At 59.9% G+C, this 25,301-nt stretch carries 28 protein-coding genes and 2 pseudogenes; 16 read left to right on the top strand and 14 right to left on the bottom strand.

The features are described from left to right. The first annotated feature begins 193 nt into the window (after nt 1-193). The 4 genes from JCM15831_RS13425 (at nt 194) to ybaK (ending at nt 2,334) form a co-directional block, all read left to right on the top strand. Nucleotides 194-826 (top strand): LysE family translocator, encoded by a 633-nt coding sequence (locus JCM15831_RS13425; RefSeq protein WP_025824659.1) that lies wholly within the window; start codon nt 194-196, stop codon nt 824-826. Between the two features lie 46 nt (nt 827-872). Beyond that, complete coding sequence (locus JCM15831_RS23035) at nt 873-1,385, top strand: DMT family transporter (protein ID WP_232228206.1); 513 nt, start codon at nt 873-875, stop codon at nt 1,383-1,385. Beyond that, nucleotides 1,286-1,774, top strand: coding sequence for a DMT family transporter (locus JCM15831_RS23030; protein ID WP_306301854.1), 489 nt, complete (start codon nt 1,286-1,288; stop codon nt 1,772-1,774). The genes JCM15831_RS23035 and JCM15831_RS23030 overlap by 100 nt, the downstream gene beginning before the upstream one ends. Before the next feature lie 71 nt (nt 1,775-1,845). After that, nucleotides 1,846-2,334: a Cys-tRNA(Pro) deacylase gene (ybaK, locus tag JCM15831_RS13415; RefSeq protein ID WP_025824658.1), complete on the top strand. Its 489-nt coding sequence runs from the start codon at nt 1,846-1,848 to the stop codon at nt 2,332-2,334. Here ybaK and JCM15831_RS20560 read toward each other — a convergent pair whose 3' ends face one another. After that, nucleotides 2,335-2,529 carry a hypothetical protein gene (locus tag JCM15831_RS20560; RefSeq protein WP_051528536.1) on the bottom strand — a complete coding sequence of 65 codons (195 nt, stop codon included), beginning with the start codon at nt 2,527-2,529 and terminating at the stop codon, nt 2,335-2,337. Continuing rightward, nucleotides 2,526-4,772, bottom strand: a complete 2,247-nt coding sequence (locus JCM15831_RS19175; RefSeq protein ID WP_051528535.1) for a TonB-dependent receptor — start codon at nt 4,770-4,772, stop codon at nt 2,526-2,528. Before JCM15831_RS19175 ends, JCM15831_RS20560 begins: the two co-directional genes overlap by 4 nt. Before the next feature lie 326 nt (nt 4,773-5,098). On the opposite strand from JCM15831_RS19175, the gene JCM15831_RS19170 reads away from it, so the two are divergent. The 6 genes from JCM15831_RS19170 to JCM15831_RS13385 all read left to right on the top strand — a co-directional run bounded on the left by JCM15831_RS19170 (nt 5,099) and on the right by JCM15831_RS13385 (nt 9,228). Further along, nucleotides 5,099-5,791, top strand: coding sequence for a TVP38/TMEM64 family protein (locus JCM15831_RS19170; protein WP_232228204.1), 693 nt, complete (start codon nt 5,099-5,101; stop codon nt 5,789-5,791). A gap of 266 nt (nt 5,792-6,057) precedes the next feature. After that, a complete protein-coding gene (locus JCM15831_RS23025; protein WP_232228203.1) occupies nt 6,058-6,888 on the top strand; it encodes a Bcr/CflA family efflux MFS transporter in 831 nt (276 codons plus the stop codon). Then, nucleotides 6,870-7,328 (top strand): MFS transporter, encoded by a 459-nt coding sequence (locus JCM15831_RS23020; protein WP_232228202.1) that lies wholly within the window; start codon nt 6,870-6,872, stop codon nt 7,326-7,328. Before JCM15831_RS23025 ends, JCM15831_RS23020 begins: the two co-directional genes overlap by 19 nt. Then, nucleotides 7,300-7,671 carry a response regulator gene (locus tag JCM15831_RS13395; RefSeq protein WP_025824656.1) on the top strand — a complete coding sequence of 124 codons (372 nt, stop codon included), beginning with the start codon at nt 7,300-7,302 and terminating at the stop codon, nt 7,669-7,671. The genes JCM15831_RS23020 and JCM15831_RS13395 overlap by 29 nt, the downstream gene beginning before the upstream one ends. 77 nt (nt 7,672-7,748) lie before the next feature. Further along, on the top strand, nt 7,749-8,300 hold the full coding sequence (locus tag JCM15831_RS13390) for an adenine phosphoribosyltransferase (RefSeq protein ID WP_025824655.1): 552 nt from the start codon (nt 7,749-7,751) through the stop codon (nt 8,298-8,300). A gap of 64 nt (nt 8,301-8,364) precedes the next feature. Next, a complete protein-coding gene (locus tag JCM15831_RS13385; protein WP_051528534.1) occupies nt 8,365-9,228 on the top strand; it encodes an NADPH-dependent oxidoreductase in 864 nt (287 codons plus the stop codon). A gap of 50 nt (nt 9,229-9,278) precedes the next feature. Here the strand turns inward: JCM15831_RS13385 and lldD are convergent, their stop codons facing one another. The 3 genes and pseudogenes from lldD to JCM15831_RS19150 form a co-directional block, all read right to left on the bottom strand. Continuing rightward, nucleotides 9,279-10,322: an FMN-dependent L-lactate dehydrogenase LldD gene (gene lldD, locus JCM15831_RS19160; protein ID WP_269530463.1), complete on the bottom strand. Its 1,044-nt coding sequence runs from the start codon at nt 10,320-10,322 to the stop codon at nt 9,279-9,281. Between the two features lie 356 nt (nt 10,323-10,678). Beyond that, nucleotides 10,679-11,949 (bottom strand): annotated as a pseudogene (locus tag JCM15831_RS19155) (YncE family protein). A gap of 25 nt (nt 11,950-11,974) precedes the next feature. Further along, nucleotides 11,975-12,868, bottom strand: a complete 894-nt coding sequence (locus JCM15831_RS19150; protein WP_306301853.1) for a creatininase family protein — start codon at nt 12,866-12,868, stop codon at nt 11,975-11,977. Between the two features lie 179 nt (nt 12,869-13,047). Between JCM15831_RS19150 and JCM15831_RS23705 the strand changes: the two genes are divergently transcribed. Both JCM15831_RS23705 and JCM15831_RS23435 read left to right on the top strand, forming a co-directional pair. Then, nucleotides 13,048-13,353 carry a DUF2721 domain-containing protein gene (locus tag JCM15831_RS23705; RefSeq protein WP_306301852.1) on the top strand — a complete coding sequence of 102 codons (306 nt, stop codon included), beginning with the start codon at nt 13,048-13,050 and terminating at the stop codon, nt 13,351-13,353. A gap of 385 nt (nt 13,354-13,738) precedes the next feature. Beyond that, the gene (locus JCM15831_RS23435; RefSeq protein ID WP_269530462.1) at nt 13,739-13,870 is read left to right on the top strand and encodes a hypothetical protein; all 132 of its coding nucleotides are present in this window, start codon (nt 13,739-13,741) and stop codon (nt 13,868-13,870) included. A gap of 90 nt (nt 13,871-13,960) precedes the next feature. Here the strand turns inward: JCM15831_RS23435 and JCM15831_RS13355 are convergent, their stop codons facing one another. From JCM15831_RS13355 to JCM15831_RS13320, 8 genes are all read right to left on the bottom strand, one after another. After that, entirely contained in the window at nt 13,961-15,613 is a 1,653-nt protein-coding gene (locus JCM15831_RS13355) for an ArnT family glycosyltransferase (RefSeq protein ID WP_025824653.1), read from the bottom strand. Between the two features lie 8 nt (nt 15,614-15,621). Then, on the bottom strand, nt 15,622-16,347 hold the full coding sequence (locus JCM15831_RS13350; RefSeq protein WP_025824652.1) for a glycosyltransferase family 2 protein: 726 nt from the start codon (nt 16,345-16,347) through the stop codon (nt 15,622-15,624). A gap of 53 nt (nt 16,348-16,400) precedes the next feature. Continuing rightward, nucleotides 16,401-16,928 (bottom strand): F0F1 ATP synthase subunit B family protein, encoded by a 528-nt coding sequence (locus tag JCM15831_RS13345; RefSeq protein WP_025824651.1) that lies wholly within the window; start codon nt 16,926-16,928, stop codon nt 16,401-16,403. A 12-nt stretch (nt 16,929-16,940) separates the two neighbouring features. After that, complete coding sequence (locus tag JCM15831_RS13340) at nt 16,941-17,543, bottom strand: F0F1 ATP synthase subunit B family protein (RefSeq protein WP_025824650.1); 603 nt, start codon at nt 17,541-17,543, stop codon at nt 16,941-16,943. A 21-nt stretch (nt 17,544-17,564) separates the two neighbouring features. After that, nucleotides 17,565-17,789: an ATP synthase subunit C family protein gene (locus tag JCM15831_RS13335; RefSeq protein ID WP_025824649.1), complete on the bottom strand. Its 225-nt coding sequence runs from the start codon at nt 17,787-17,789 to the stop codon at nt 17,565-17,567. 57 nt (nt 17,790-17,846) lie between these two features. Next, nucleotides 17,847-18,596, bottom strand: coding sequence for a F0F1 ATP synthase subunit A (locus JCM15831_RS13330; RefSeq protein WP_025824648.1), 750 nt, complete (start codon nt 18,594-18,596; stop codon nt 17,847-17,849). Nucleotides 18,597-18,685: 89 nt separating this feature from the next. Next, nucleotides 18,686-19,027: an AtpZ/AtpI family protein gene (locus JCM15831_RS13325; protein WP_025824647.1), complete on the bottom strand. Its 342-nt coding sequence runs from the start codon at nt 19,025-19,027 to the stop codon at nt 18,686-18,688. A 127-nt stretch (nt 19,028-19,154) separates the two neighbouring features. Beyond that, on the bottom strand, nt 19,155-21,089 hold the full coding sequence (locus JCM15831_RS13320; protein ID WP_232228201.1) for a chloride channel protein: 1,935 nt from the start codon (nt 21,087-21,089) through the stop codon (nt 19,155-19,157). Between JCM15831_RS13320 and JCM15831_RS19140 the strand changes: the two are divergent. Both JCM15831_RS19140 and JCM15831_RS13310 read left to right on the top strand, forming a co-directional pair. Next, nucleotides 21,073-21,850: pseudogene (locus JCM15831_RS19140) on the top strand (alpha/beta fold hydrolase). The gene JCM15831_RS13320 and the pseudogene JCM15831_RS19140 sit on opposite strands and share 17 nt — an antisense overlap. A 45-nt stretch (nt 21,851-21,895) precedes the next feature. Then, complete coding sequence (locus tag JCM15831_RS13310) at nt 21,896-23,296, top strand: M20/M25/M40 family metallo-hydrolase (protein ID WP_025824645.1); 1,401 nt, start codon at nt 21,896-21,898, stop codon at nt 23,294-23,296. Between the two features lie 26 nt (nt 23,297-23,322). Here the strand turns inward: JCM15831_RS13310 and JCM15831_RS13305 are convergent, their stop codons facing one another. Next, nucleotides 23,323-23,961: a DNA-3-methyladenine glycosylase family protein gene (locus JCM15831_RS13305; protein ID WP_025824644.1), complete on the bottom strand. Its 639-nt coding sequence runs from the start codon at nt 23,959-23,961 to the stop codon at nt 23,323-23,325. 254 nt (nt 23,962-24,215) lie between these two features. On the opposite strand from JCM15831_RS13305, the gene JCM15831_RS23015 reads away from it, so the two are divergent. Continuing rightward, nucleotides 24,216-24,746 carry a hypothetical protein gene (locus JCM15831_RS23015; RefSeq protein WP_232228200.1) on the top strand — a complete coding sequence of 177 codons (531 nt, stop codon included), beginning with the start codon at nt 24,216-24,218 and terminating at the stop codon, nt 24,744-24,746. Further along, complete coding sequence (locus JCM15831_RS23010) at nt 24,743-25,297, top strand: energy transducer TonB (protein WP_232228199.1); 555 nt, start codon at nt 24,743-24,745, stop codon at nt 25,295-25,297. Before JCM15831_RS23015 ends, JCM15831_RS23010 begins: the two co-directional genes overlap by 4 nt. Nucleotides 25,298-25,301 lie beyond the last annotated feature (4 nt).

Here is a 25,301-nt window from a genome sequence, read left to right as displayed (position 1 = left end):
GGGTTTCCTTGCGGGCCTCCCGAACTTGCCATGGCACAGCGTCGCGTCACCGCCGTACTCGTTCTCGTCTCCTGCATCGGCAGGGCGAAACCGGTGCACGCGCAGTCTGGCTGCTAGGCCCTGGTTCTCAGCCCCGTCACACCGGCGGGGCTCTCTCAGGTCTTGCCGGATGGCCTCAAAGAGGTTTCCTCCGATGCATGATGCTCTCCCATCCGAACTCTTCTCCGGCCTCTCAAAGGGGACGGTCGCGTCTTTTGTGCTTTTCGCCCTAAGCAGCTCGGCCAGTCCCGGACCCAATAATCTCCTCATCATGGCAGTTGCCGCTCGATCGGGGTTGAAGCGCACGCTTCCCTGCATCGCCGCCATTACGACAGCGTTCGGAGCAATGCTTGTGATCGGTGCCTTGACGGGCGGGACGCTTCTGGAGCGCGTACCGAACCTCGTGCGGCTTCTTGGCGCATTCGGAGCGCTCTGGATGCTCTATCTGGCCTGGACTATCGGACGCAGCGACCCTCGTCTCCGTCACGCTGACACTCTTGCCCTCCCTCACTGGAGCAAGGCCGTCCTGCTCTGCTGGTCGAACCCGAAAGCCTGGATGATGGCGTTGACGACGGGCACCACCTATCTGCCGCATGGTCCTTCCTGGAAAATGACGTTCTGCGGGCTGATCGGGATCAAGCTTCTCATCGGCCTTGTCGCGCAACTTGGATGGGCTGCCATCGGGCTCTCTTTGTATCGGCCCGGTACGCAACCGCATCATCTCATCGCGATCAATCGCCTCATGGGCGTTCTGTTAGCCGTCTCTGCCCTTGCCGTGCTGTTTTGATCCCATAAGATGCTTCACGCTCTTAGCCCCTGGCACAGAAAGAACAATGATGGCCCTTTTCCTGTTTTTAGCGGTTGTCGTTATCTGGGGGCTGACCTGGTTTGCCATCACCTTGCAAATCGGCGGGACGACCGCGGATGTCGCGATCTTCTGGCGCTTTCTGTTTTCAGCTGCGCTGATCGGCGGCGGGCTTTCTTTAACCGGCAAGCTGAGATGGCCACCGCGTCAGGCATGGATCTGGATTGCCGGAATGGGCGCCTGCCTCTTCTCGTGCAATTATCTCGGCATCTACACGTCCGAGCTCTACCTGCCGAGCGGCACGGTCTCGGTCGTCTTCAGCATGGCGACGCTGCTCAATACACTCAACCTCTGGCTTTTCTTTCGTCAGAAGCCGGATCTGCGCGTTCTGGGCGGGGGCATACTGGCGTCGGAGGCGTTGCCTTGTTGCTGGCAGGCGGAATGGGTCACGAGAACTGGCATCATACGTTTCTCGGTATCGGCTTCGCCCTTCTGGGAACCTTGCTTTTCTCCTGTGGCAACATGTTTTCGCGTCAAATGAGCCATCATGCGCTCAGCCTGACAAATACGGTCTTCTGGGGAATGCTCTGCGGCGCCGGCTTCATGGCCGTCGTCATCCCGCTTTCCGAGCATGGCTATAGCTTCCCTCTGACGGCTCGCTGGCTTGGGGGCCTGCTCTATCTCTCGGTCTTCGGATCGATTGCCGGCTTCCTGTTCTATCTCGAGCTGGCACGGCGCATCGGTGCCGATAAGGCGGCCTATGCCACGATCCTGTCACCCGTCATTGCGCTCGGCATGTCGGCTTTCTTCGAGACGGTTCACTGGTCTGCGCCCATGCTGGCCGGATTAGTGCTGATCCTCCTCGGGAATGTGCTGGCTTTCCTGCGTCGTCGCCCCCTGCCCCAACCCGTCGAAGTGGAACAGGGCTGACCACCGTTTGACACGGGGCCGGAGCGGTTTTCTGATAGCGGGCTGATCCACTCGCTGAGGAGCCGCAATCCATGAAGCCCGTCTCTGGCCAGACCCCTGCCCTCGTTCTGCTGGAAAAAGAGGGCATTGCGTACACGCTGCACGCTCATGACTACGACCCGGAAGCCAGCCGGAAAGGCCTGCAGGCCGCTGAGTCCCTCGGCGTTTCGCCCGAGCGCGTCTTCAAGACACTGATGGTCTGGGTGGATAAGGAGAAGCCTGCCTGCGCCATCATCCGCTCGGACCACAAGCTGAACCTCAAGGCCGCCGCCGCCGCCGCGCTCGGAGGGAAATCAGCCAGCATGATGGCACCTCCCGATGCCGAACGGCTGACCGCTTACAAGACTGGGGGGATCAGTCCTTTCGGACAAAAAAAACGCGTCCCGGTCTTGTTGGACCGACACGCGCTGGAAGTAGACAGGATCTTCGTCAATGCAGGCCGGAGAGGTTTGCAATGCGAGATCGAAGCCGAGCCGACCGCCCGGCATTTCAGCTGGACGGTCGCCGCGGTTGGAGAGTGATCAGAATCCGGTGGACAGCGTGACCATCGCCGAGAACGGCGGGTTCAGGTAGTAAGTCGGCTGCGTGCCTGCCGCGATCATGGTGCCATTCACGCCCTTGGTCGCGTTCAGATTGGTGGTGAAGCCGTAGACACCGCTGCGGAACTTGGCACCGGTCAGATTGGTCATGTTCAGCTGGATCTGCGGCGACTTCATGAAGCGACATTCTTGAAGCGATAGCCGATACCGACCTGATTGGTGACATATTGCGGGATCGAGCTGTCATTCATGAAGCTGGCATATTGCTTGCCGACATACATGACCTGACCCGAAATCCAGAACCCGCCGAGATCGTAATCGAGCCCGAGCTTGGCCTGCTTGGCAGGCGCACGGACGGCAATCTTGCCCGCTGTCGGCAGCAGATCCGTACCGACACGGATATTGTTGTCGATGGTCGAGTGCAGATATTCGAACGTCGCATAGGGGCGCAGGTGATGCCAGGCCCGTGTTGAGAGCTGGATATCGACACCGCGCGTCGTTTGACCACCGGCATTGACCGTCTGGCTGTAGCTCGCGCCTGCATTGCCATCATAATAATTGAGTGTCTGCTGGCGGTTCGTCAGGTTGTAGTTGAAGAACGAGATCGAGCCCACGATCAGATCGCCGTTATAGCGATAGCCCAGCTCTTCCTGGATCGTATATTCAGGCTTGGACTCACCGCCCTTCTGGGTCTGCACACCGGAGGTGTTGTAGTAATCGACCAGCGACGTGTTGGAAGGCGCCTTGAAGTTGGTGCTGCCCGAGACATAGATCTGATGTCGCTTGTTGAAATTCCACGCCAGACCGATCTGCGGCAACGGAACCGGCGTATGCAGGTTTCGGTTATACTGCGTGCCGGGAGTGTAGTTGTACATCCGACGCGTCACCATGGCTTCCTTGAAGCCAATGAGGACATTCAGGCGGTCATTGAAATACTTCATCGTATCGCCGATGAAGATCGTGTTGACCTGGGTCAGCGACAGGAAGTCACGCGCGCGGAAAGGCTTCCCCGACGTCGTCTTGATAACGTCCGTTGTGCCCCAGATATTGTTTGCTTCGCCGGTCGCCTGGTTCACGATGCCATAAGGCGAATACTGATAGAGGTTGGCGTATTCATACCACCAGCCCAGCGTCAGATCGTGATGGTTGTCGGGCTTGTAGTGAAGCGCGATCGTGTTGCCGGTACGGAACTGCTCCTGGTTCGATGGCGCCAGTGCCAGGGCAGTCTTGGCGCCCCCCAGATCGAGCTTGACTGGCTGATTGCCGATATAGCTCGTCGACGCATTCACGACCGACGCACCCGTGCCGTTGCCGATACCGTGCCAGAAATAAAGCGAATCCTCGAGCGTCAGCTTGGGCGTGATCACGACATGAGTCGGCAGTACCGCGATCACGTTCTCGAACGGGTTGACGTGCAGCTTGTAGTAATTCGCCCCAGCAGCCGTCGGACCGACATAATCGGTGGCGTAATTGGTGGAGTAACCCGTCGTGCGCCACTGGCTCAGATTCGGCGCCAGATAGAAGTCATTGGTCTGGTCGTTATAAGCGACTGTCAGGCCGGTATGGCTCCCGTTACGGAAATCCTTCACCAGCTTGAAGTCGTAGTGATATTTCTCAGCCTGACCGGGACCACGCCAGGTGTTGCCCTTGGTATGGCTGAAGGCGAACATGGCCCGCACGCCGCTATTACCGATATCGCCGGAATTCAGACGGATGAACTGACGGAACGTATCGAACGAGCCGAAGGAGACGTCCATGATGCCACCGGCATGATGGGACGGGTTGCTCATCGTCATCGACGTCATACCCGCCGAAGCACTGGTGACCGGCGTATCGATATTGACCGAACCGGGCTGCACCGAGACGTTGTCCAGGTTTTCCGATTCCAGCACTTCGTTGGCGTAGAACTGACCGCCACCGATATCGTTGAGCGGCGCGCCATCGAGCAGCCAGCCCACTTCGGTGCCGTCGAAACCGCGGATATTTGTCTGGCCCGTGTAAAGGCCGAAGGGGTCAGCCTGGGTTACGTTGGCGGAAGGCAGCATGGCGATGACCTGCTGCAGATTCACACTCGGTGCCAGCTTGGCGATGAAGTCATGCGTGATGGTCTGCACGGCTTTGGGCGCGGTCTCGACACGCATCAGGCCGGCACCCGGCTGACGTGTACGGCTGCTGCGACCCGTGACAGCAATCTCTTCAGGCTGCGAACGCGCAATGACGGGTGCCGGTGCGGGATGGGCGACCGGTGCAACAGGGACCACGGCGGCCGCGACCGGCGCGGTGGAAGGAGCTGCAGTCCGATGTGCGGACGCATGATGCTTGTGACGGGTCGGCGCGGCGGTCGATACCTGAACACTACCGGCAAGAGCGGTACCGGCAAGCAGCGTCAAAAAACAGCGATGCGTTAGACTGGGCGACATAGAGTAGTGTTTCCCTCGGCACTGGACAGGATGAGCAGCTGTCTTCCATCGCAATTATATCGTTACGATATCAAACAGAACTTCCTTTCCCGGCTACCAGTTACGTTGGGCAACAGCAACGAAACCTCTGTGACAATCGCAGAAGGGTGACTGAATCGTCACGCACTGTTACCGATCTGCATCATCTGCCGCTTCCTGAAGGGCGGCGGGGCTGCTAAAGGCGGGTCTGTTCACTGACTGGAGCCCTTCACCTGACATCTTCCCCCTCTGCCAAGCGCGCCCTGCCGAAAAATCTCTGGAAACCGGCACTCACAATCATAGTGATCGTGGGGCTGTTGCTTCTGGTGCGTGAGTTCTCCGTCACGCGAGCCCTGCTCGCGACGATAAAGGGGTGGAAAGACCAGCCTCTCGCGCCGCTGATTTTTCTGGCCATCGGGATTCCCTACAGCCTGTTCGGGCTGCCGAGGCAGGCGCTCTGCCTTGTGGCGGGGTTGATGTTCGGCACTCTGGCGGGTTTCGGCCTCGCCGCTCTTGCGACACTTTGTGGCACGCTGCTCGGTTTCCTGTGGATGCGCCGTCTGGCGACACCGGCTCAACGCCAGCACTGGCAGGATCGATTCAAGGGCAAGTTACGCCTGATCGGCCATGTTCTCGAGAAGTCACCGTTTCAGGCGGTCCTCACGCTCCGCCTCCTGCCTGTCGGCTCGGCTCTGATGGTGACGGCTGCTGCCGGTCTGTATGGCGTGCCGCTTTGGGCTTTCGGCTGGGCGAGCTTTATCGGAGCCATTCCGCAAAACCTCGTCTTCGTCCTTATCGGCGCCGGGGCCCAGTTTGGCGAAGGGGTGCAGATCGGGCTGGGTATCCTGCTTTTTGCCGGGTCCTCGCTTCTGGCATGGGCGCTTCTCGCAAAAGCCAGACGAGAAGGCGGCGCTCTTGCGACCCTCGCCGACCGTCTGCCCCCGGACCCAGCCGACCCGGTAGAGGACGACACACCGGTCTCGAACAAACCGTCAAACTAAGACGCGTGAACAAAAAAAGAGATTGAAAATCGACCGTGCTGCGATATCTGGAACCTCATTGCCAGAGACTAGCCAGAATTACGCCTTGTTCCTGACGCGCTTCAAGAGCACACGCCCCGGCTGACGCGGGGTATTCCGCCTTCCTTTCAGTCCTTCATCCAGCAGGAGCGCCTCATGGCCTCTCCCGACGGGATTTCTCTCTCTGCCAGTCCGGCCGCCGGACGTCAGACCGACGCAGCGCAGTCGGCCCCTGTCGCCATGCCCAATTGGCTTCCTCTTCTCCTGGGGTTTCTGACGCTGTCGGTCCGGTTTCGACCGATATCTACCTGCCGGCCTTCCCCGCATTGGAGGAATCCCTGCATTCGCCGGCGGGCAGCGCAGGCATGACGCTCTCTGCCTGGATGATCGGCCTTGCCATCGGCCAGATCACCATGGGGCCCCTCGCCGACCGCTTCGGGCGGCGTATCCCGATGCTGATCGGTATGAGTGTCTACACATTGGGCAGCGTTGGCTGCGCGATGGCCACAAGCATGACATCGATGTGTCTTTTCCGGCTCATTGCCGCAATTGCCGCGTCCGCCAGTATCGTCATTCCCAGCGCGTGCGTTCGTGATCTTTCGACCGGCAATGATGCCGCGCGCCTGATGTCCAAACTGATCCTGATTCAGGGTATCGTCCCGATCCTGGCGCCTATGCTGGGGGGTATCGCTCTCGATTATATCAGCTGGCGCGCTATTTTCTGGGTTTCCGCCGTCTATGGAGCGCTCTGCGTGTTGCTCCTTCTGCGCGCTTTTCCAGAGACACTTCCCGTCGAAAGCAGACGTGAATTGCGACCGCTGTCACTGCTGCATCGCTATCTCACCATCACCCGTGATCGCAGTTTCATCACCAACGCGCTGGTCTGGGGGTTCTGCGGTTTTCTCTCCTTCACCTATCTCACGGCGGCACCGACGGTCTTCGAGCATATCTTCGGCTTTACCCCGGCGCATTACGGCATGCTCTTTGGTCTGTTTGCGGTCTGCATGATCGGCTCATCCCAGATCAACGGTGCCTGGTGGGACGTGTCAGCACCTCTGCCATGCTTGGCTGGGGTCTGACTTTCTCGATTATCGGAGCCGTTGCGCTTCTGGTTGTCGTGATGCTGGCCGAGCAATATCCGGGGCCGACCCATCATATCCGCCCTGTCATGCTGATCCCGATCGTGGGCTGCATGATGATTACGCTGGGGATGACGGGTATTATCGGACCCAATGCCATGGTTGGGGCTCTCAGCAATCAGTCTCAATATGCGGGAAGTGCCTCGGCTTTCGCGGGAACCATGCAATACGCTCTGGGTTCTCTCGCAAGCACCGCCATAGGCCTGCTGCCTGCCGACACACCGATGCCGATGGCAGCTCTCATGCTCTTTGCCGCGTTGATGATGGGGGTATTCGCAGTTCTGCTCCCCAGACACGGCACCCAGCATCTTCTGCCAGTCAACCCAGCCCTTAGTGGTGGAGAGCCTCCCGATGACCGACGCCCCTATTCTACTTGTTGAGGACGATGATTCGATCGCCCTGATCGTCGAGGCAATTTTGTCCTCTGCGGGAGCCCCTCTGAAGCACGTCATCTCCGCCGCTGATGCGCTGGCATTTGCCGCGCAGGAGCCGCCTGCCCTTCTCGTAACCGACCTCAATCTCCCCGGAGAAATGAGCGGCGACGCGCTGGCCCGCAAGCTACGTGAAACACAGCCGACTCTCCCGGTCATCCTGATCTCGGGCGATTTCGATGACTCCTCCGCACGCGACGATCTGGTGCCCGGGGCCGTCATCCTTCCCAAGCCTTTCAGAAAGGCTGCCCTGCTGGAGGCTGTCGAAAAAGCCCGCGCAGCCTCAGCTTAACATTTACTTTTGAGACCCGACGCGGCTAGATGCCGCGCTTTTGACGATCTCGTTCAGCAGGGAAGAGACACAGGACCATGACCCAGACCACGCCCCATGGCGATCAGCCGGAACTCGATCTCAAGAAATATATTCGCGAGATCCCCGATTTCCCCAAGCCCGGTATCCTGTTCTACGATATCTCGACCCTCATCCGTAATGCCGATGCCTGGCAGATTGCCACGGCGCGTCTGGCGCGCGCCATTGCCCCCTGGCAGCCCGATCTGCTGGCCGGTATCGAGAGCCGCGGCTTTTTGACGGCTGCCCCTGTTGCCCTGCGCCTTGGCTGCGGGTTCATCATGCTGCGCAAGCCGGGCAAGCTGCCGGGCAAGACCATCTCCCTGAAATACGGTCTCGAATACGGGCAGGACGAGCTGCATATTCAGGCCGATGCGATCAAGCCCGGCCAGCGCGTGGTTGTGCTCGACGACCTTCTGGCAACAGGCGGCACGCTCTCTGCGTCGATCAAGCTTTTGCAAAATGTCGGCGCTGAAGTCGTCGGCACCTCCGTGCTCGTCGAGCTCGATGGCCTTGGCGGACGCGACAAGCTGGACGTCCCGCTGCATTCACTCCTAACCTATCCGGCCTGAAAAGGCCTGACGCCAGAGAGGGTCGTCCCAGGCGTGCGGAGAGGCACGCCTGGATGTTCCTTGGATGCAGGCCACTGACCTGAAGAGCCGCACCATGACCGAACAGCTGAAGTCCCTCTGGCAGGAACGCTACCGCACGCAGCTCCCGGAAGCTCTGCTTGAGAGCCCCGTGAGCCAGAGCGCCGTTTTCGATGCGCTCCTCGCTCATCGATCGGTGCGTGGCTATCTGCCTGATGCGCTTCCTGAAGGCACGATCGAGGCTGCGATCGCCGCCGCACAATCCGCCGCAACATCCAGTAATCTGCAATGCTGGAGTGTTGTTGCGGTTGAAGATCCGAAAAGACGCCAGCGATTTGCCGAGCTCTGCGGCAATCAGGCACATATCGCAACTGCTCCCGTCTTTCTCGTCTGGCTGGCCGATCTGTCCCGTCTCCAGCGCCTCGCGACGCGAGCAGGCCACCCTCATGAGGCATTGGACTACACCGAAACCCTGCTGATTGCGGCGATCGATACGGCTCTGGCCGCCCAGAACGCCGTCACAGCGCTCGAAGCTACAGGGCTCGGCACGGTCTATATCGGCGGTCTGCGAAACCATCCTGAAAAAATTGCCGAGGAGCTTGCCTTGCCCCAAGGGTGCTTCGGTCTCTTCGGCCTCTGCGTCGGCTACCCCGACAAGACACGGGCCGCCAGCGTCAAACCTCGTCTGCCGCAGCAGGCCGTTCTACATCGCGAGCGCTATGATCTGGGATCAGAGGCTGACGCGATCGTCCTCTATGATGGGCTCGACGCAGATTTTCAGAATGAGCAGGGTCTCCCCCCGCGACGCTGGTCCGAAACCATGGTCTCGCGTATCGCGACCCGCGACGGGCTTCATGGACGCGACACCATGCTCGCTTCGCTCAAGGCGCTCGGCTTCCCTGTGAAATAAGGAAGTTTACCGGGTCGGTGGAGCGATCGGGGCGGCTCCGGCAGCTTCCCTCACCCACCAAGGGTACGCGCCAGACTCTCTGAGGTGATCTCCCTGATCGAGCGCGCGCCGGTCAGGGTCATGGCCACACGTAGCTCTCGCTCCATCAGATCGAGCAATTTCTCGACCCCGCGCTGACCATCGGCCGCCAAAGCGTAGATATAGGCTCGGCCCAGAAGAACGGCATCAGCACCCAGAGCAATCATACGCGCAATATCGAGCCCCGACCGCACGCCGGAATCGGCCAGAAGAGCGATCTCACCCTTCACCGCATCCGCGATGGGGGGTAGCGCGTGGCAACTCGACAGCACACCATCGAGCTGCCGTCCGCCGTGATTGGAAACCACGATTCCATCCGCGCCAAAGCGCACCGCATCGCGGGCATCTTCGGGATCGAGAATGCCCTTGATGAGCATCGGTCCCTTCCAGAACGTCCGGATCCATTCGAGATCCTTCCAGCTGATGGACGGATCGAAATTCTGCGCCAGCCAGCCGATATAGTCCTCAAGCCCGGTTGGATGCCCGCGATAGGTCGAGATGTTGCCCAGATCATGCGGCCTGCCATTGATCCCCACATCCCATGCCCATTTCGGGTGCAGCACCGACTGGGCCAGACGTCTCGCCGCCGCATAAGGACCGGACATACCCGAGTGCACATCGCGATAACGCGCGCCGGGTGTCGGCATATCGACCGTAAAAACCAGAGTCGTCACCCCTGCGTCACGGGCGCGATGAAGAACATCGCGCATGAAGCCACGGTCCTTGAGCACGTAAAGCTGGAACCAGATCGGTGCCGAACTCTGGCTTTGGACCTCGTTAATCGGGCAGACTGAGACGGTCGAGAGGGTGAAAGGGATTGCCTTGCGTGCAGCCGCACGCGCAGCCTGTACCTCTCCCCGGCGGGCATACATGCCAGTCAGACCAACAGGCGCAAGCGCTGCGGGAAAACTGAGTTTCTGTCCGAAGAGTGTGGTTGACGTATCGAGACCCGAGACATTGCGCAGAATACGCTGCCTCAATGCGACATCGGACAGATCGCTCCGATTCCGCCGCATCGTCTCTTCCGCATAGCTCCGCCATCAATGTAATGAAACAGAAAAGGCGGTAGCTTGCGGCGAGCAGCTTTGCGAAAATCCGTGGGCGCGGAAATCAGCATCGGATCGGGCTCCTGACGGTGAACAGCTCATCGAGAGCCCTCAGCAGGCCCTGATCGCTTCCGAGCGTCCAGTCACATCACCGTGCAGGAAAAGCAGGTCTCAAGGCCCCCACTCCCGGCTTATCTCGCGAATTCAGGGGAAGCGAAGCAGCGGACCTGATCCGGACTCCTTCTGGCAGAACTCACCAGAGAGGGAGAACGGGGGGTCACCCCCGACAAGACTGCCCCCTTTGAGAAGGCAGTATCGGTCCGGTCTTAACGTAGGATGCCGGTGTGCCCGACGCTGTAGCGGCCCGGCTGGGGCCAGACGGTCAGACCATGGGGTTCGGCACCGACCGGCACCTTCTTCACATCCCCGGTCTGCGTGTCGATGGCGTAAGCGACATCGTCGAAGCGTCCCGAGAGCCAGAGCAATTTGCCGTCTGCGCTCACATTACCCATGTCGGGGCTTCCACCGCCCGGAATCGGCCATGTCTTGACGACCTTGTCTGTCGCAAAATCGATCACTGAAACACTGCCGGGGCTGTGGCGGGGGCCGTGAATCTTGTGAGAGCCACGATTGGCGACATACATGAATTTGCCGTCGCGGCTCGGATACTCGCCATGCGTTCCCGGACCGGTCGGAATAAAGCCGGTTTCCTTGAAGCTGTCGCCATCCACCACGAACACGCCGTCGGCATGCATGTCGGCGATGTAGAATTTATGCCCGTCCGGCGCCGTCAGAATGTCCTGCGGCATACCGCCCTTGGACAGCTTGAGATAGCCGATCAGGCTGCGGTTGACCGTGTCGATCTTCGCCAGATAGCCGCCGAATTCGCAGGTGAAGATGGCGTAGCGTCCGTCGATGGAGAAATCGGCGTGGTTGATCCCCTTGCATTGCGGGGCCTCGACCGAGCCGATCAGCTGCATCGTATGCGGATCGCGGAAATCGAGGCGCTCATGAGCTTCCGCCACCACGATGGCGTATTTGCCATCCGGGGTGAAATACATGTTGTAGGGATCGTCCACCGTCACCGCAGGACCGGGCTTGCCCGTGCGGGGGTCGATGGGCGTCAGGCTGCCATCATTGCTGCCTTCGGCATTATTCGTCACCCAAAGGTCCGCAGATCCCAGCTCGGAACGACATGCTGGGGAGAACGACCGACCTTGAAGGTATCGACCACCCTGAACGTCGCCGGATCGATGACCGAAACACTGTTGCCTCGCAGATTGGGCACATAGATACGCGCGAGATCCCCCGCGATTGCGGGCGAGACCCGATCTGCTCCGGTCTCGCTGTAGATATTTTTCGGGTCGATGACAGCAGGCATACCGGGGATGGTCTGTATGGCCGAGGCCACGTTTGTCTCACCGGGTACCTTGGCAGGCTCAGCCGCGGACGTCGCGCCGGAGGCAGAAGGTGTCTGAGCAGATCCCGTGGCGGGGGCCGTCACAGCAGATGATGCTTCCTGCGCCCACGTCGCCGGAGCCGCGCCGAAAGTCAGGCCGATCAGCGAGACGACGAACGCATGATGTGAAAACTTCATAGATACTCCTTGAAAACGATTCATCTCAGCGCGCCTTGCCAAGTGCATCGAGTGCTGCCTGAACCTGAATTTCTGTTCCAACCTGCCCCAGGGCTGCCGTCGCAGGGCGAGGGTCCCCTCCATAAACGCCTTGGGCGACCCCCGGCAGAGGGGCACGCCTCAAAGCGTCCTCGCGCACCATACCCGGATCGATCGCGAGCATCAGTGCCGTATCGCTGAGGTCGGCATGCTTGCCCAGAGCAGCGCCATACCCCTTCTGACGCAGATACGCCGCAAACGCCCCGCCAATGCTATCGTAATAGGCTGCGAGATAAACGGCCTCACCCTGACCACGCCACTTATTGTTCAGCTTTTCGACGGCCGCCTTGAGATAGGACAAATATCCGCCGTGATCGGCAATGAAAACGACACGCCTGAAGCCCTGGACATGAAAACTCTCTCCGGCCCCTTCGATAACCCCTTGGAACACAGCGGGGGGGATCGAAATCGTTCCGGCAAAACGCATATGCGAGCTACGCGGCGACGTTCCCCCTTCGGGCACATAGGCAATGACCGGCGCGACGAGCGCATGGCCCAGTCGCTCGGCGATGCGCTCGGCCTGAGCCTGCGCGCGACGATTATGTTTGCCCACCGCGATATAGGGACCGCTCTGTTCGGTTCCGCCAACGGGCACGATGATCGTATCGGTGCCGCCATGGATCCGGGCCTGGATCTCTGTCCAGGTCAGTGCCTCGAAGGAAACCGTCTCTGAGGGGGAAGCCGCATGACCGGACGGCGCAGACAGCATGAAAAGCGCCACGGGCAGAGAAAAACTGCGGGCGACCGTTTTGAAACGGGAGAGAGAAAGCACACTCAGGACTTCCGATAGAGCCTTGATCGAACAGGCAAACTCGGCCGATCGATTTATATGGCTCGCCACTACTGAAACCCGAAAACCCTGACCGCTGATACGGTGACCGAGAGGCTCCCGGGAAGATCGCGCAGAGTCTAGCACAGGCGCGCAGCCGCGCCAGTGTCTGCGCGCAGATGTTGCAGAGTTTTGCCAGCGCTGTAAAACAACCCGACTTATTCCGCCTCAGATATGGAGCCATCATCCCCATGGCGCTCGACCCCGTTGGCCTGAATGCCCTGCTGGCCCCCGAACCCATCGATAGTGTGGCGCATGTCATCCAGGTTGCGCTCACGCCCGTCTTTATGTTGTCGGGTGTCGCGTCACTGCTGACCCTCTTCAATACACGACTGGCAAGGGTCTCCGATCATGTGGAGGAGGTTGCCCATCGTCTGATGGACGAGAGCACTGACGCGACGGAGAGTGCCCGCCTCGAACGTCATCAAGGCCGCCTGCGTCGCCGCATTCTGGCTCTCGACAGCGCCGTGATGCTCGGTGGGGTCGGAGGCGCCTGACATGCGGTGCCGCATTAGCGCTGTTTCTTGGCAGTCTGCACAATAGCCAGACCGTTGCCTGGCTGATCTTTCTCTTCGGTGGTGCCCTGTTCTGCACCGTCGGCGCTCTCTCGGCTTTCCTCGTCGACACGCTTCTTGCCTGGCACGGCCTAAAAAGAGACGGTGCCCTGCCCAAACCCTTCACGGCAGTCAAAGTAACAAGATAACGATTTTATCGGCGGAAGAGGTAATTTAATTACTTCCCCGCACGCAAATAACGAGAAAATAGTCATCAAGTCAGCTTCATGCGTTTAGCGCATTGCTGAAGTGCATTTTCGACGTTTGCCTTGGATCGGGTTTGGGCGCTTTTACCGCCGCCACACACCAGATCTCTTAGGAAACACTCATGTTCAGTATCGAAATTGCCCATCTTCTGTCCCATCCGCTGAGCGCTCTCAGCGCACTCACGATGGTATCCTTCATTCCGGCTATTGCCGCTCTACTGGTTGCGACAATCGCTGCCGATCGAATTGCCTGATAACTAGATCAGCACAATAATGACGACTTGAAGAAGAGGTACGAAGAGACACTCTTCGCACACCCTCTTTAAGGAACGCCTCATCTCATCTTACTTCTGCGCCGGCGCGAACAGCCCCAGATCGAGATGATGGCCGTTGGAATAATTGAGACCCTTCACACGGCCATATTCCGTCAGGGAAAATCCCTCATCCAGCATTCTGGCCCTCAACGCAGCCTCGTCCTTCTTGTCGACAAGAACGAGCGCACAGGACGCATTGCCAGCCAGAAAGCGCGCCGCGTCAGGAACGCCGAGCAGCTTCGTGTTCGACCCTGCAAGAAAGGCGAGGCTCGGTTCGGAATAGGAAACCGAGACGAGTGTGCTCTCGGCACAGGGACGGTAATCATCAAAGAGTGACGCCGCCCGGGGCGCGAGCTGGAGAAGACCCAGATTGGGGATCACGGTCAGGAAGATACCCGCATGGATCACGACCGCCGCACCGATCACAACGCAGGCGGCACGCAGGCGCTGCGCTTTCCAGAGCAGCCAGAACGCGTAGAGAACCAAAGGAAGCCCGCCGACCAACGCGATCAGCGCACCGTAATCGAGCCGGTGCTCACTTTGCCAAAGCAACGCCACACCAGCCACGACAAACGCAAGTGCCAAGGCCCCCCAAAGCACCGTGTAAACACCCATCAACCCACGCGCCCAGAGCGCCTTTGGACGACGGAGCGGCCATTTGACGAGGGTCGCGGCAGCCAGAATTGCAATAGCGGGATAGGTCGGCAGAACGTAATGGGGAAGCTTGGTCGCGATCGCCTCGAAGACGAGCCAGTGCGGCACAATCCAGCACAGCAGAAACCGGACTTCCGGGTCGCGATGACGCGCCCAAATCGCTGGTAGCCCTAAAACGAGAAACAGCGAACCCGGCCAGAAGGCAAGCAGAAACACGACCAGATGGAACCCGGGAGGCAGGCCGTGCGCCTGCTGACCATGACCGATCTTTCCAAGAAAATTCGTGCCGACTGAGTGGGAAAAGAAAGCACCATGGCTGACGACCCCGATGGCGATGCACCAGGGCAGCACGACGGCCAGTGTGATGAGCCATCCCCAGCGAGGACGTAGACGGCCGAACCAGGCCGCCTGGCGCTCAATGACACGAAGGGCGATGGGGGTGGCGAGGCCCGGGATGAGGACGACGGGCCCCTTGAGCATCAACCCGCATCCGAGAGCGCCCCAATAAAGCAGCGCAATGGCAAGCGGGGTCTCGCGCCCCCGGCGCTCATCGAGATAGGCCCGCAGAAGAGCCGTCTCGACGAGCAGGATATCGAGCAACAGCACGGTATCGATCGTTGCCATACGACCTTCGGCGGTCAGCAAGGTCGAAACGGCGAGCAGGGCTGCGGCAACCAACCCGGTCATCCCTCCAAAGAGGGAAGCGCCCAGATAGGCCGTAAGCGTGACAGCCGAGACCGCGGCAAAAAGGCTGGGTATGCGGTAAGGCCAGGCAACGTGCAGGTCGTGACGGCCGCCGAAGGCTTTTTGCGCCGCAGCCTCGAGCCAGTAGATGCCTGCGGGTTGCAGATAGCGTGGCTGATCGAGAAAGCGCACATCGACGAAGTTGCCTGTCTCGAGCATCTGAGCCGAGGCTTGCATGTAGCGGGGTTCGTCACGATCGAGAGGAACAAGACTGATGCGACCGGGCAGGAAAATCAGCAAGGTCAGCAAAGCCACACCGAGATAGTGGCGCCAGGTCAGTGTCATGAGAGCCCTCAGCGTTCGGTTACGCGGCCCGGCAGTCTTGTCCGATTGAGCAGCCACATGACACCCAGAAGATCACGGATGCCAACGAGCGCGCGATTGAAATTTGTGTATTTGGATTGGCCATGCAGACGGGCACGATGGCGCGTCTCGACACAGATCAGCTCAGCGCCGTAGCATCCGAGAAGCGCCGGCAAAAACCGATGCACGCCCTCGAACTGGGGAATGCGCAGGAAAGCCGATCTTGCAAAAAGCTTCATGGGCGCCCCGGTATCCGGACACCCATCGTCCAGCAGGCGACGGCGCAAGCCATTCGCCAGACGTGTCGCAATAACCCGGGAAAGACGGTCATTGCGCTTGAGACGCACGCCGACGACCAGAGGCTCGGCACCCTGATGGGCTTCGGCACACTTGAGCATATCGATGATAATGGCGGGATCGTCCTGACCGTCGCCGTCAAGCGTGGCGATCCAGTGGCCTTTCGCGGCCTCGATGCCGGTCCGTAGCGCTGCGGATTTGCCGCGGCGCCGATCATGGCTCAGCAGACGAAGGCGCGGCAGGCAACGCTCGCGTGCTGTCAGGAGCTCGGCAACCGTGCCGTCTGTACTTCCGTCATCGATGAAAATCAGTTCGATGTCCGACCTGCTCGCGAAAACAGAAGCGAGCTCGTCGCAGACCGGAGAGATGTTCTCTGCTTCGTTGAGAACCGCAATGATGACGGAGAGACGCACACTCATGACAGAAACCGCCTATGGCTTATCCGGACGAGATAGATCGTCCGGATAGATAATCAGGCCGCGTTCTGGCTGGGCGATCCAGCTTCGTTGGACGCCTTCAGAGCCTTGGGCAGATCGTTGATTGCCGCGTCGAGAAGGGCGGAAGCCCCTGCCTGTTCAGCATTCAGATGCTGCGCAAGGACGCTACGCGTTGCCTTGATGGCTGCATCAGCCGCAACATCACGCATTTCGCGGATCGCTGCACGCTCTGAAGCGGAGATACGATCACGCGCCATCTGTTCGCGGCGTGAGGCAACAGCTTCGGCCTGACGGCGAGCCGTCTCGGCGATCGAAGCCGCTTCTTCACGGGAGCGTTCGATCAGGGCGCGGGATTCTGCAAGAGCCTGCTCACGCTCACGCGTGGCATCTTCAAGCATTTTCTCGGCTTCGCGGCGCAGGCGGCTGGCTTCGTCCAGGTTGCTGCGAACCTGATCTGCCCGCGCGTCGAGAACCGACGCGATGGCCTTCCAGAGCTTGCCGCCGAAAAGGACAAAGAAGAGAACGAAGGAGATGGCGACATAAAAACGCTGATCGTGGAACATCGCGTGTTCTCCTTAGCCCTGACTGGCCGCAAGACGAAGCTGGACGGCATTCTGCACCTGAGCGCGTGAAACTGCGCTTTCGATCCCGGCTGGACGCAACAGCTTCTCGATCAGGCTCTGGGCCGTATCGGTCGCAACGCCAGGGAGGCTCGCAAGTGTTTCTTCGCGGGCAGAAGCAATGCGCTCTTCAGCCTGATTGATATCGGCCTGAAGACGATGGTTCATTTCCTGCGTCTGGGCCTCGGCGGCCATACGCGCTTCGTGAACCACGCGGTCGATATTGGCCTGAGCCTGAGAAGCCGCATCGTGACGGGCACGACGGAGCTCATCGACCGCACGATCCGCATCGTCACGGGCACGGCGGGCAATCGCGAGATCGCCCTCGATCCGGTTGCGTCGATGGGTCAGAACCCCTTCGATGCGCGGAAGAGCCGAGCGGCTCAGAATAACGTAGAAAACCGCAAAGATGACAGCGCCCCAGACCACCTGCCCGATCAGCAGGGGGTTGGCGAAGTCGAGCTGCGGCATGCCAGCGGCCCAAGCCCGTCCCGGCACAGCGCCGAGCGCGAGCACAATGGCCAGCGGGGCAGCGAGATTTCGAGACGGTAGGCGCATGACTTTACCCTGCCTCTCTAATCAGACGAACAGGATCAGGAAGGCGATCAGAAGAGCGAAAAGCGCAACAGCTTCCGTCAGGGCGAAGCCAAGCATGCCGAGGCCGAACACGTGCGGACGGGCAGCCGGGTTACGAGCAATGGAGCTCACCAGCGTTGAGAAGATGTTGCCGAGGCCAATGCCGACACCGGCAAGAGCGATAACAGCAATACCGGCACCGATTTCGCGAGCAGCAGTAACGTCCATGAGTCAGGTTCCTTGGTTACAACAGAACAACAGTTAAACGTGTAGGGCGATGTGCACTCAGTGCGCCACGGCCTCACGCAGATAAATGCAGGTGAGGATGGCGAACACATAAGCCTGCAGAACGCCCACCAGCAATTCCAGAGCCGTCAGCGCGACATTGATGACGACGGGCGCCACAGCCAGCACTGAACCGAATGCCCCAAGACCTGCCAGCATCAGAGTGAAGCCGGCAAAAACTTCGAGCAAAACGTGACCAGCCATCATGTTGGCGAAAAGTCGGATCGACAAGCTGACGGGTCGCGAAAGAAAGGAAAGGATCTCGATCGGGATCAGAAGCGGCGCGAGGAACACGGGCGCACCTTCAGGCATGAAATGCGCGAAGAACTTGAAGCCCTGATATCTCAGCGAAGCCAGAATCGACACCAGAAAAACGAGAACGGCCAGAGACGCTGTGACAGCGATATGGCTCGTGAAGGTAAAGCAGTACGGGATCAGACCGAGATAGTTACCCGCGAGGATAAAAAAGAAAATCGCGAAAACGAAGGGGAAGAAGGCTGTCCCTTCCTTGCCGATCGTCTCGGTCGCCATATTGTGGATGAAGTCGTAGCCAAGCTCAGCAGCGGCCTGTAGACGCCCCGGCACGACGGCTGCAGGACGCATGCCAACGTACAGAAACGCCAGAACAGCAACAACGGCAATGAGCATGAACAGGGGTGACTGGCTGAAGCGCAGTGCCTCACCGATCTGTCCGAGAACAGGATGAAGCTCGAACTGGCCGAGCGCGTCAATCGTTGATCCGGCGGCCAAGCTGCCTCTCCCGCTTCTCATTTAGGCCACCTGAAAACCAGATGACCCGTAAATCCCACAACCAAGGCGCGTTATTCTGCGCCGCATTGTCAGACGTTGGCGTTTTTCACCGCACGCCAGACATTCAGCATCCCTGCTGCACCGCCAATAAACGAGAAAAGGATGATAAACAAAGGCTTCGTCCCACACAGGCGATCAAGCCCATATCCGAGAAGCACCCCAACGATCAGAGCCGCAACCATCTCGGTTCCGATCCTCATCGCCAGACCGAATGCCGAATAATCGGCATCGTTTTCTTTGCCTGTGGAGTCCGTCGTCGACTTGCCGCTCTTGCCGCGCATGCGAGCCTCGGCATCGTTCAGCCTCTGGTCGAAGCTGTCAGCGCCTTTTCCCGCTTGCGAGGAAACGCTCAGGTCGTCTCGTACGCCCACGATTCCTTACCTCGCTTTCCTCCCTTGAAAAGGGGAGTCGTTGGTGCGCGGTTGCTACCCATGAAGACGAGCCCTGTCAACGCCTCGTAACAGCTGGACAATGATTTCTTGCCGTTGTTCTGGCCCTTTAGACACGCTCGCGCTCCCCGGCCAGTTCGCGTCGGGTGCGATCCAGTGCTTCAGCGTAACGGCGCAGGACGTATTTCTCGGTCAGGAGACCAGCGACCTGTTTCGAGACAGGATCGGTCACCACGACGAGGGCATCGGCCTCGGCGCGCTCGAAACTGCTCACCGCTTCCTGACAGCCCATTTCGAGTGAGAGGCAAATACCGCGGTAGAGCGCGAGTGCACCCAAGATCTTGGTCGGGGAATGATCCGACGCATGAATTTCCGAGAGTGAGACGATCCCCTGATATCCCCCCTCACCGTCGACAAGGATGATATGAGGCGTCATGCCAAGTGGGCAGCAAAGACGCGCCTCCGCAAGGCTCATCTCAGGAGAGCGACAGGGGAAATCTCTCTGCATCATGCGCTCGACCGTGAGCTCGCGGAGCCAGCTCACGTCGATGGCTGAGCGAATCGATTCCCCTCTTTGATGAAAACGCCATGTCGCAAACGAATAACCAAAAAGGCGGCGCACAGTGAGCATCGACAGGACGCTTGCCAGCAACACGCCGCTTGCCAGAGTCAGATCTGCCGTCATTTCGAGAATAAGGCACGTCATGGTCATCGGCACTCCGATGATCGCAACCGCAGTCGCGCCCATCCCCAGTACCGCGCAGGTGGTCACCGACGGTCCCGGAAGACCCAAAGCTTCCACCCCGAGACCGAAAAGCGAGCCTGCCAGAACACCAAGATAGAGTGACGCAAAGAACAGCCCACCACGAAACCCGCTGCCAATCGACACTGAAGAAGCCAGAGCCTTCATCACCAGAAGCGTGATCAGCAGCGTGGGGGCCTGACCTCCGGCGAGCACCCTGACGACCGCAGCATGGCCAGCAGAAAGGAGCGAAGGGGAATAAAGGGCAAGCGTGCCGACGATCACCCCACCCAGCGCCGGGCGAAGCCAGACCGGAAGCGGCACGATCTGAAACGCGCGCTCGGCAAACGTCACGCCTCGCATCGTTGCAATACCGATGAGACCACAGAACACGCCAAGCATCACAACAGGCACACTGTCATGCACACTCAGCGGCGCATGAGGCAAAAGCGTCAGCGTGGCACTAACACCGCCGAGGAGATGCGCCGTGCCGACTGCCGTGATCGTCGCCACGGCGACCGGCGCCAGATTGACAAGTGAATACGTGCCGATCACCAGCTCGAAGGCATAGAATGCCCCTGCAATCGGGGCGTTGAAGGCAGCGCCGATAGCCCCACCGGCACCGCAGCCGACCAGAATACGCAGATCCGCGCGCCGCACCCGAAAGACGCGACCGCTCCAGCTGCCAAGCGCCGCAGCGATCTGTGTAAAACCGGCCTCCAGCCCCAGCGACGCACCACTGCCATTCGACAAGAACGTCTGAAAGGCAACGATCGCGCTGTCTCGCACCGACATGCGGCCCCCACGCAAGGCGTTGGCCTCGATCGGATCGACCGGCCTGTGCCGGAACCGCCGGGCAAGGATCAGACCGAAGACGCCCAGCGTGAACCCGCCCAGACAGGGCATGATGACGGTGCGCCAGGGGCTCAGAACCGTGAGCCCTGAAAGATGCCCTTCATTGTGCAGGGCATAAAGAATACGGTGCGCATAAAGCGTCGTGCCCGTCATGAGCCAGGCGCTGATCCCTGCCAGAACCCCGACCGCGGAAGCGAGTACGGTCAACCAGATTTCATTGGCTCGAACGAGCGCACGCACGTAGTACGGCACATGCACTACATGCCGGAGCCATTTGAACGTTCTGCGAAACCCTGAGGCCAAGAAAGATCCTGACATGGCGTGGAAGACAGGCGGGATGCGTTGTTTCTTATTGTCGTCCAGACTTGCCGCAGGCAACAGAAAACCCCAGACTTCGGCCAACCTGCGTTCCTGAAGGGATTTTTCCATCGTGTTGCTGAACGTCATCGAGCGCCTCCCGGCCCAGCCCGGAGGTCATCCTCCGGTCGTGTTCCTGCATGGTCTGTTCGGACGAGGGCGCAATATGGGGTTCCTGCAACGTCAGGCCGCCCGCACGCATCGGACCTTGTCTCTCGATCTTCGCAATCATGGCGAAAGCTCATGGCCCCATGGATTATCCGTCGATGGTCGAGGACGTGGTTGAGACGCTGCGCGCCAACGAAGCGCTTCCGGCTATTCTGGTCGGGCATTCGATGGGCGGCAAAGTCGCGATGATTCTGGCCCTGCAATATCCCGAGCTCGTCGCGGGCGTGCTGGTCGGCGACATGGCGCCTGCCCGCACCGGCTACGGTCAGGCCGAGCTTGGCGAAGCGATGCTGCACATCCATTTTCCGGATCAACTCGATCGCCAGCAGGCCGACCAGCTTCTCGCCAAAGCCATACCGAACCGGAGCGTCCGCGACCTGATGCTGCAGAATGTCCGCCTTGGCGCCGAGCCCGGCTGGCAGATCGGCCTTCGTGACATCACCAGTTCAATGACCAATATCGAGAACTGGCCCTATATGCCCGAAGGCTATGTCTATGAGGGGCCGACCCTCTTCCTGCGAGGCGAGCACTCCCCCTATATCGCCAAGGACCACGAGCCCGTCATGCGGCGCCTGTTCCCGAACCACCGACTGGAAACGATCCCCGATGCGGGACACTGGTTACATGCCGATAATCCAAAGCTGTTTTCTGAAAAGATGCTCGATTTCATTAACAGCATCTGACGTGTCTTCACCGATCGAACAGCCCCAGCGACAAGGTTCCGCCTCATGATCAAACGTGCCGCGCTCCTCATGCTGCTTTCGACCGGTTCTGTCTGTTCTGCACTGGCCAGCCACCTTCCTTCACTTACGCAGGAGGGATTGCAGGCACTGACTCTGGCGGAATCCTCGATCGCCCTGAACTCCGCCGCAGGCCCGAAAAACCAGACGCCAGGTGTCGCCGAGCTTTACAGAAAAGCCCTGATCGAAGGCGGCTTTCCGCTTGAGGCCATCACGATCACGCGCATCGATGATACCGCTTATATGACCCTGCATTGGCCCGGCGAGGATGCGTCGCTCAAGCCGCTCGTCATCATGGGGCACATGGATGTCGTGGCCGCCAGCCCATCGGACTGGACGCGCGATCCCTTCACTCCGGCGGTAGAGGACGGTTATCTCTACGGTCGTGGAGCTTCTGACATGAAGATGAGCAATGCCCTTGCGATCACGGCGCTCATCCACCTGCATCAGCATGGCTTCAGACCTCATCGCGGAATCGTCCTCGCGCTCTCGGGCGACGAGGAAACGACCATGAAAACGGGTCGGATTCTGGCCAACAAGCTAAAGGACGCGAGCCAGGTGCTCAATCTCGACGTCGGGGGCGGCACTCTGGACGAAGAGACAGGCAGACCGCTCTTCTACGCCTGGTCCGGAGCTGAAAAGACCTATGCTGATTTCGACCTGACGACATCGGATCCGGGCGGACATTCTTCGGAACCACGCGCACGCAACCCCATCACCACTCTGGCGCAGGCCCTGCTCAAGATACAGGCCCATTCCTTCAGGCCCGAGCTGAACGCTTTGACACGCAGCTATTTTCTGAATGCTGCGCGCTTCACCACCCCAAGACTGGCCTCGGCAATGCGCGTTTTTGCCGAAGCCCCCGATAATGCCGAGGCCGTCGCGACCCTGCGGGCGGAACCCTCTCTGGTCGGCGCGATCGGGACGACCTGCGTCGTCACCATGATCAAAGGCGGCCATGCGCTCAACGCCCTCCCCCAAAGTGCCGATGCCAACATCAACTGCCGCATCTTTCCCGGGCATTCGCGCTCAGACATCATCCATGAACTCACGGCCGTCATCGACAACCCCTCGGTACGCATCACGGACCGGAGCGAAGGCTCGGTCGAGACCCAGCCCTCGCCTCTGGACGGTCCTTTCACAATGGCCATCGCCCGCGCGACGCATCAGGCTTTCCCGAATGTGTCGGTCTTTCCGAGCATGAGTTCAGGGGCAAGCGACAGCATGTGGTTTCGTCAGAAAGGGATCCCCTCCTACGGCGCCAGTCCGATCTTCATGAAAGCCTCTGACGATTTCAGTCACGGTCTCAATGAGCGCGTTCCCCTCTCGGCCATCACACCCGGTCTGCACTACCTGCTCTCTCTGATCCCTGACCTTTCAGACAATTAAAGGTTCAAGGCGCGCTCGAATCCTGATCAGCCTGTCAGCGCGTTCTTGATCGTCTTGCCTTCTTCAGAGAGGCGCCAGAGATACCAGGCGAGCGCCGAGCGGTAAGGCGCAAAGCATGCGCCTTCTTTCCGCAAAAAGGCTGGCTTGGGGGGCTGATCGAGCCCCTTGAGCTTCTGCCACCCCGCCCGCACGGCAAAATCATCGACCGGCAAAACATCACCCCGATTTAATGTAAAAATGAGCAACATCTCCACCGTCCAGCGACCGATGCCGCGCAAAGCCACCAGACGGAGAATCAGCTCGTCATCGCTCAGGCGAGCAGCCTCTTCAGGATCGGGGACGATCCCACTCAGACGCGCCTCGGCCAGCCCCCGCAAAGCGTGCAGTTTGGCCGCCGACAAACCGCAAAGCCTCAGCGTCTCTTCGGGCTGGGATAAAAAATCCGCCGGCTCGGGAATGCCGGTACCTGTCAGAGCACAGACACGCCCCAGAATGGCTTCAGCCGCCCGTCCGTGGAGCTGCTGCCCGACAATCGCCCGAAACAGGGCCTGATAAGGCGTCTTGCCGTCAGAACCCCTGAGACGGCACGGTCCGATACGATCGATCGCAGAAATGAGGTCCGGATCCTGCTTGAGACAGGCATAGAGAGCGGCGTCTTCCGTCACAGGATTTTCCTCTTCTGTTTCTCGCAAGCCTTTCGCATGCTTGGCAAAGGGATGGGTCCGATGTCATGATAGCAACAAGTGCCAGATCGTGTCGTTATGCAGAGTTCGTTGCCTGCCCGATACCGTGGTGGCGTGTGTTCTGATTCTCTACAGGTGTTCTTCTGAAACGCACCCAGCCCGTCGATCCGGCTCCGCCCCCTCCCGGTGAGGCCTCCGCCCCACGCCCGGGCGAAAAACGGACGCGAAACGAGCCGTTGCTTTACGCACCGACCGCAGCCTCCGTGCGGGCAATGCCCGCCATGCCCGGAAGCCGGACACGACTTACCCATTACGAGCCGAGAACGGCGTCGGAACCAGACCTCAAGCCGGCTGGTGCGTCGCTGATCCGTCCGCAGATTCTGGAAGATTCCGGCGTCACCGCGGTGCTGATCGCCTCAGCCATCGCTCATGCCCTGCTGATTGCCCTGCTGATCTATGAAAGCGCGCGTCATGCTCACGGCACGCCGGAGGGGATGGAGCAGCCACAAGTCGAGATGATGTTCGCGCCGCCCTCAAAAAGCGGCATGGCAGGGCCTCATGAAGACAAGCCGGGGGGTGAGGCAAAGCCCTCGACCAGCCATGACTCGCCCTCGGCGAGCAGCACGGAGACCGAGCAGGAACAGCAACCAAACGAGCAGGAATCGACCCCGACCCCTGCGGTCCCGACACCGACGCTCCTGCTGCGCCGCCTGTTCCCGATGGCCCCTCTACCGAGATCCCCAAGACCCCGACGGATCGCCCGGTGAGCCCTGGCATTCCCAAATCGGGCAAGCAGACCCAGACGCGTCCCCACAGCCGCCGGTCGAGCCGACGAGCGACGCCGAAGCAATCCGACAATCCGTTTGCCAATATGACGACGCTCGATTTCGGCGAAGCCCCCTCGACACCCCGACGCCAGCGCGGCCGTCGCGGCGGGTCAGGCGCGCCCATCGACATGTCACTCGGCCCCCTGTCGACCAACGGGCAGATCAACGCGCCCTTTATGACGCATAATACGATCCGGGGCGTGAGCGACGATTATGGCAGCGAAATCGATCGCTGGATCCGCGCGCATCTCTATTATCCCGAAGACGCCATCAAAAATGGAGAGGACGGCCCCTCCTCGGTCCATGTCGTGCTCGACCGCACAGGCCATGTGAAATCGGTTCGTCTGACCGGACAATCAGGATCGTATTCGCTCGATGCCGCCACAACCGGAATGTTCCAGGGCGCACGCCTGCCGCCTGTGCCCCCCGACATGAGGGGCGACCATTTCGATATTGATCTGACGATCAATTACATCCTCATCAGACGCTGACCCT

The sequence above is a fragment of the Asaia astilbis JCM 15831 genome (assembly GCF_000613845.1).
Classification (GTDB): Bacteria; Pseudomonadota; Alphaproteobacteria; order Acetobacterales; family Acetobacteraceae; genus Asaia; species Asaia astilbis.
The sequence above is the reverse complement of the archived record's forward strand: the minus strand, read 5'-3'. Positions and strand labels throughout refer to the sequence as shown.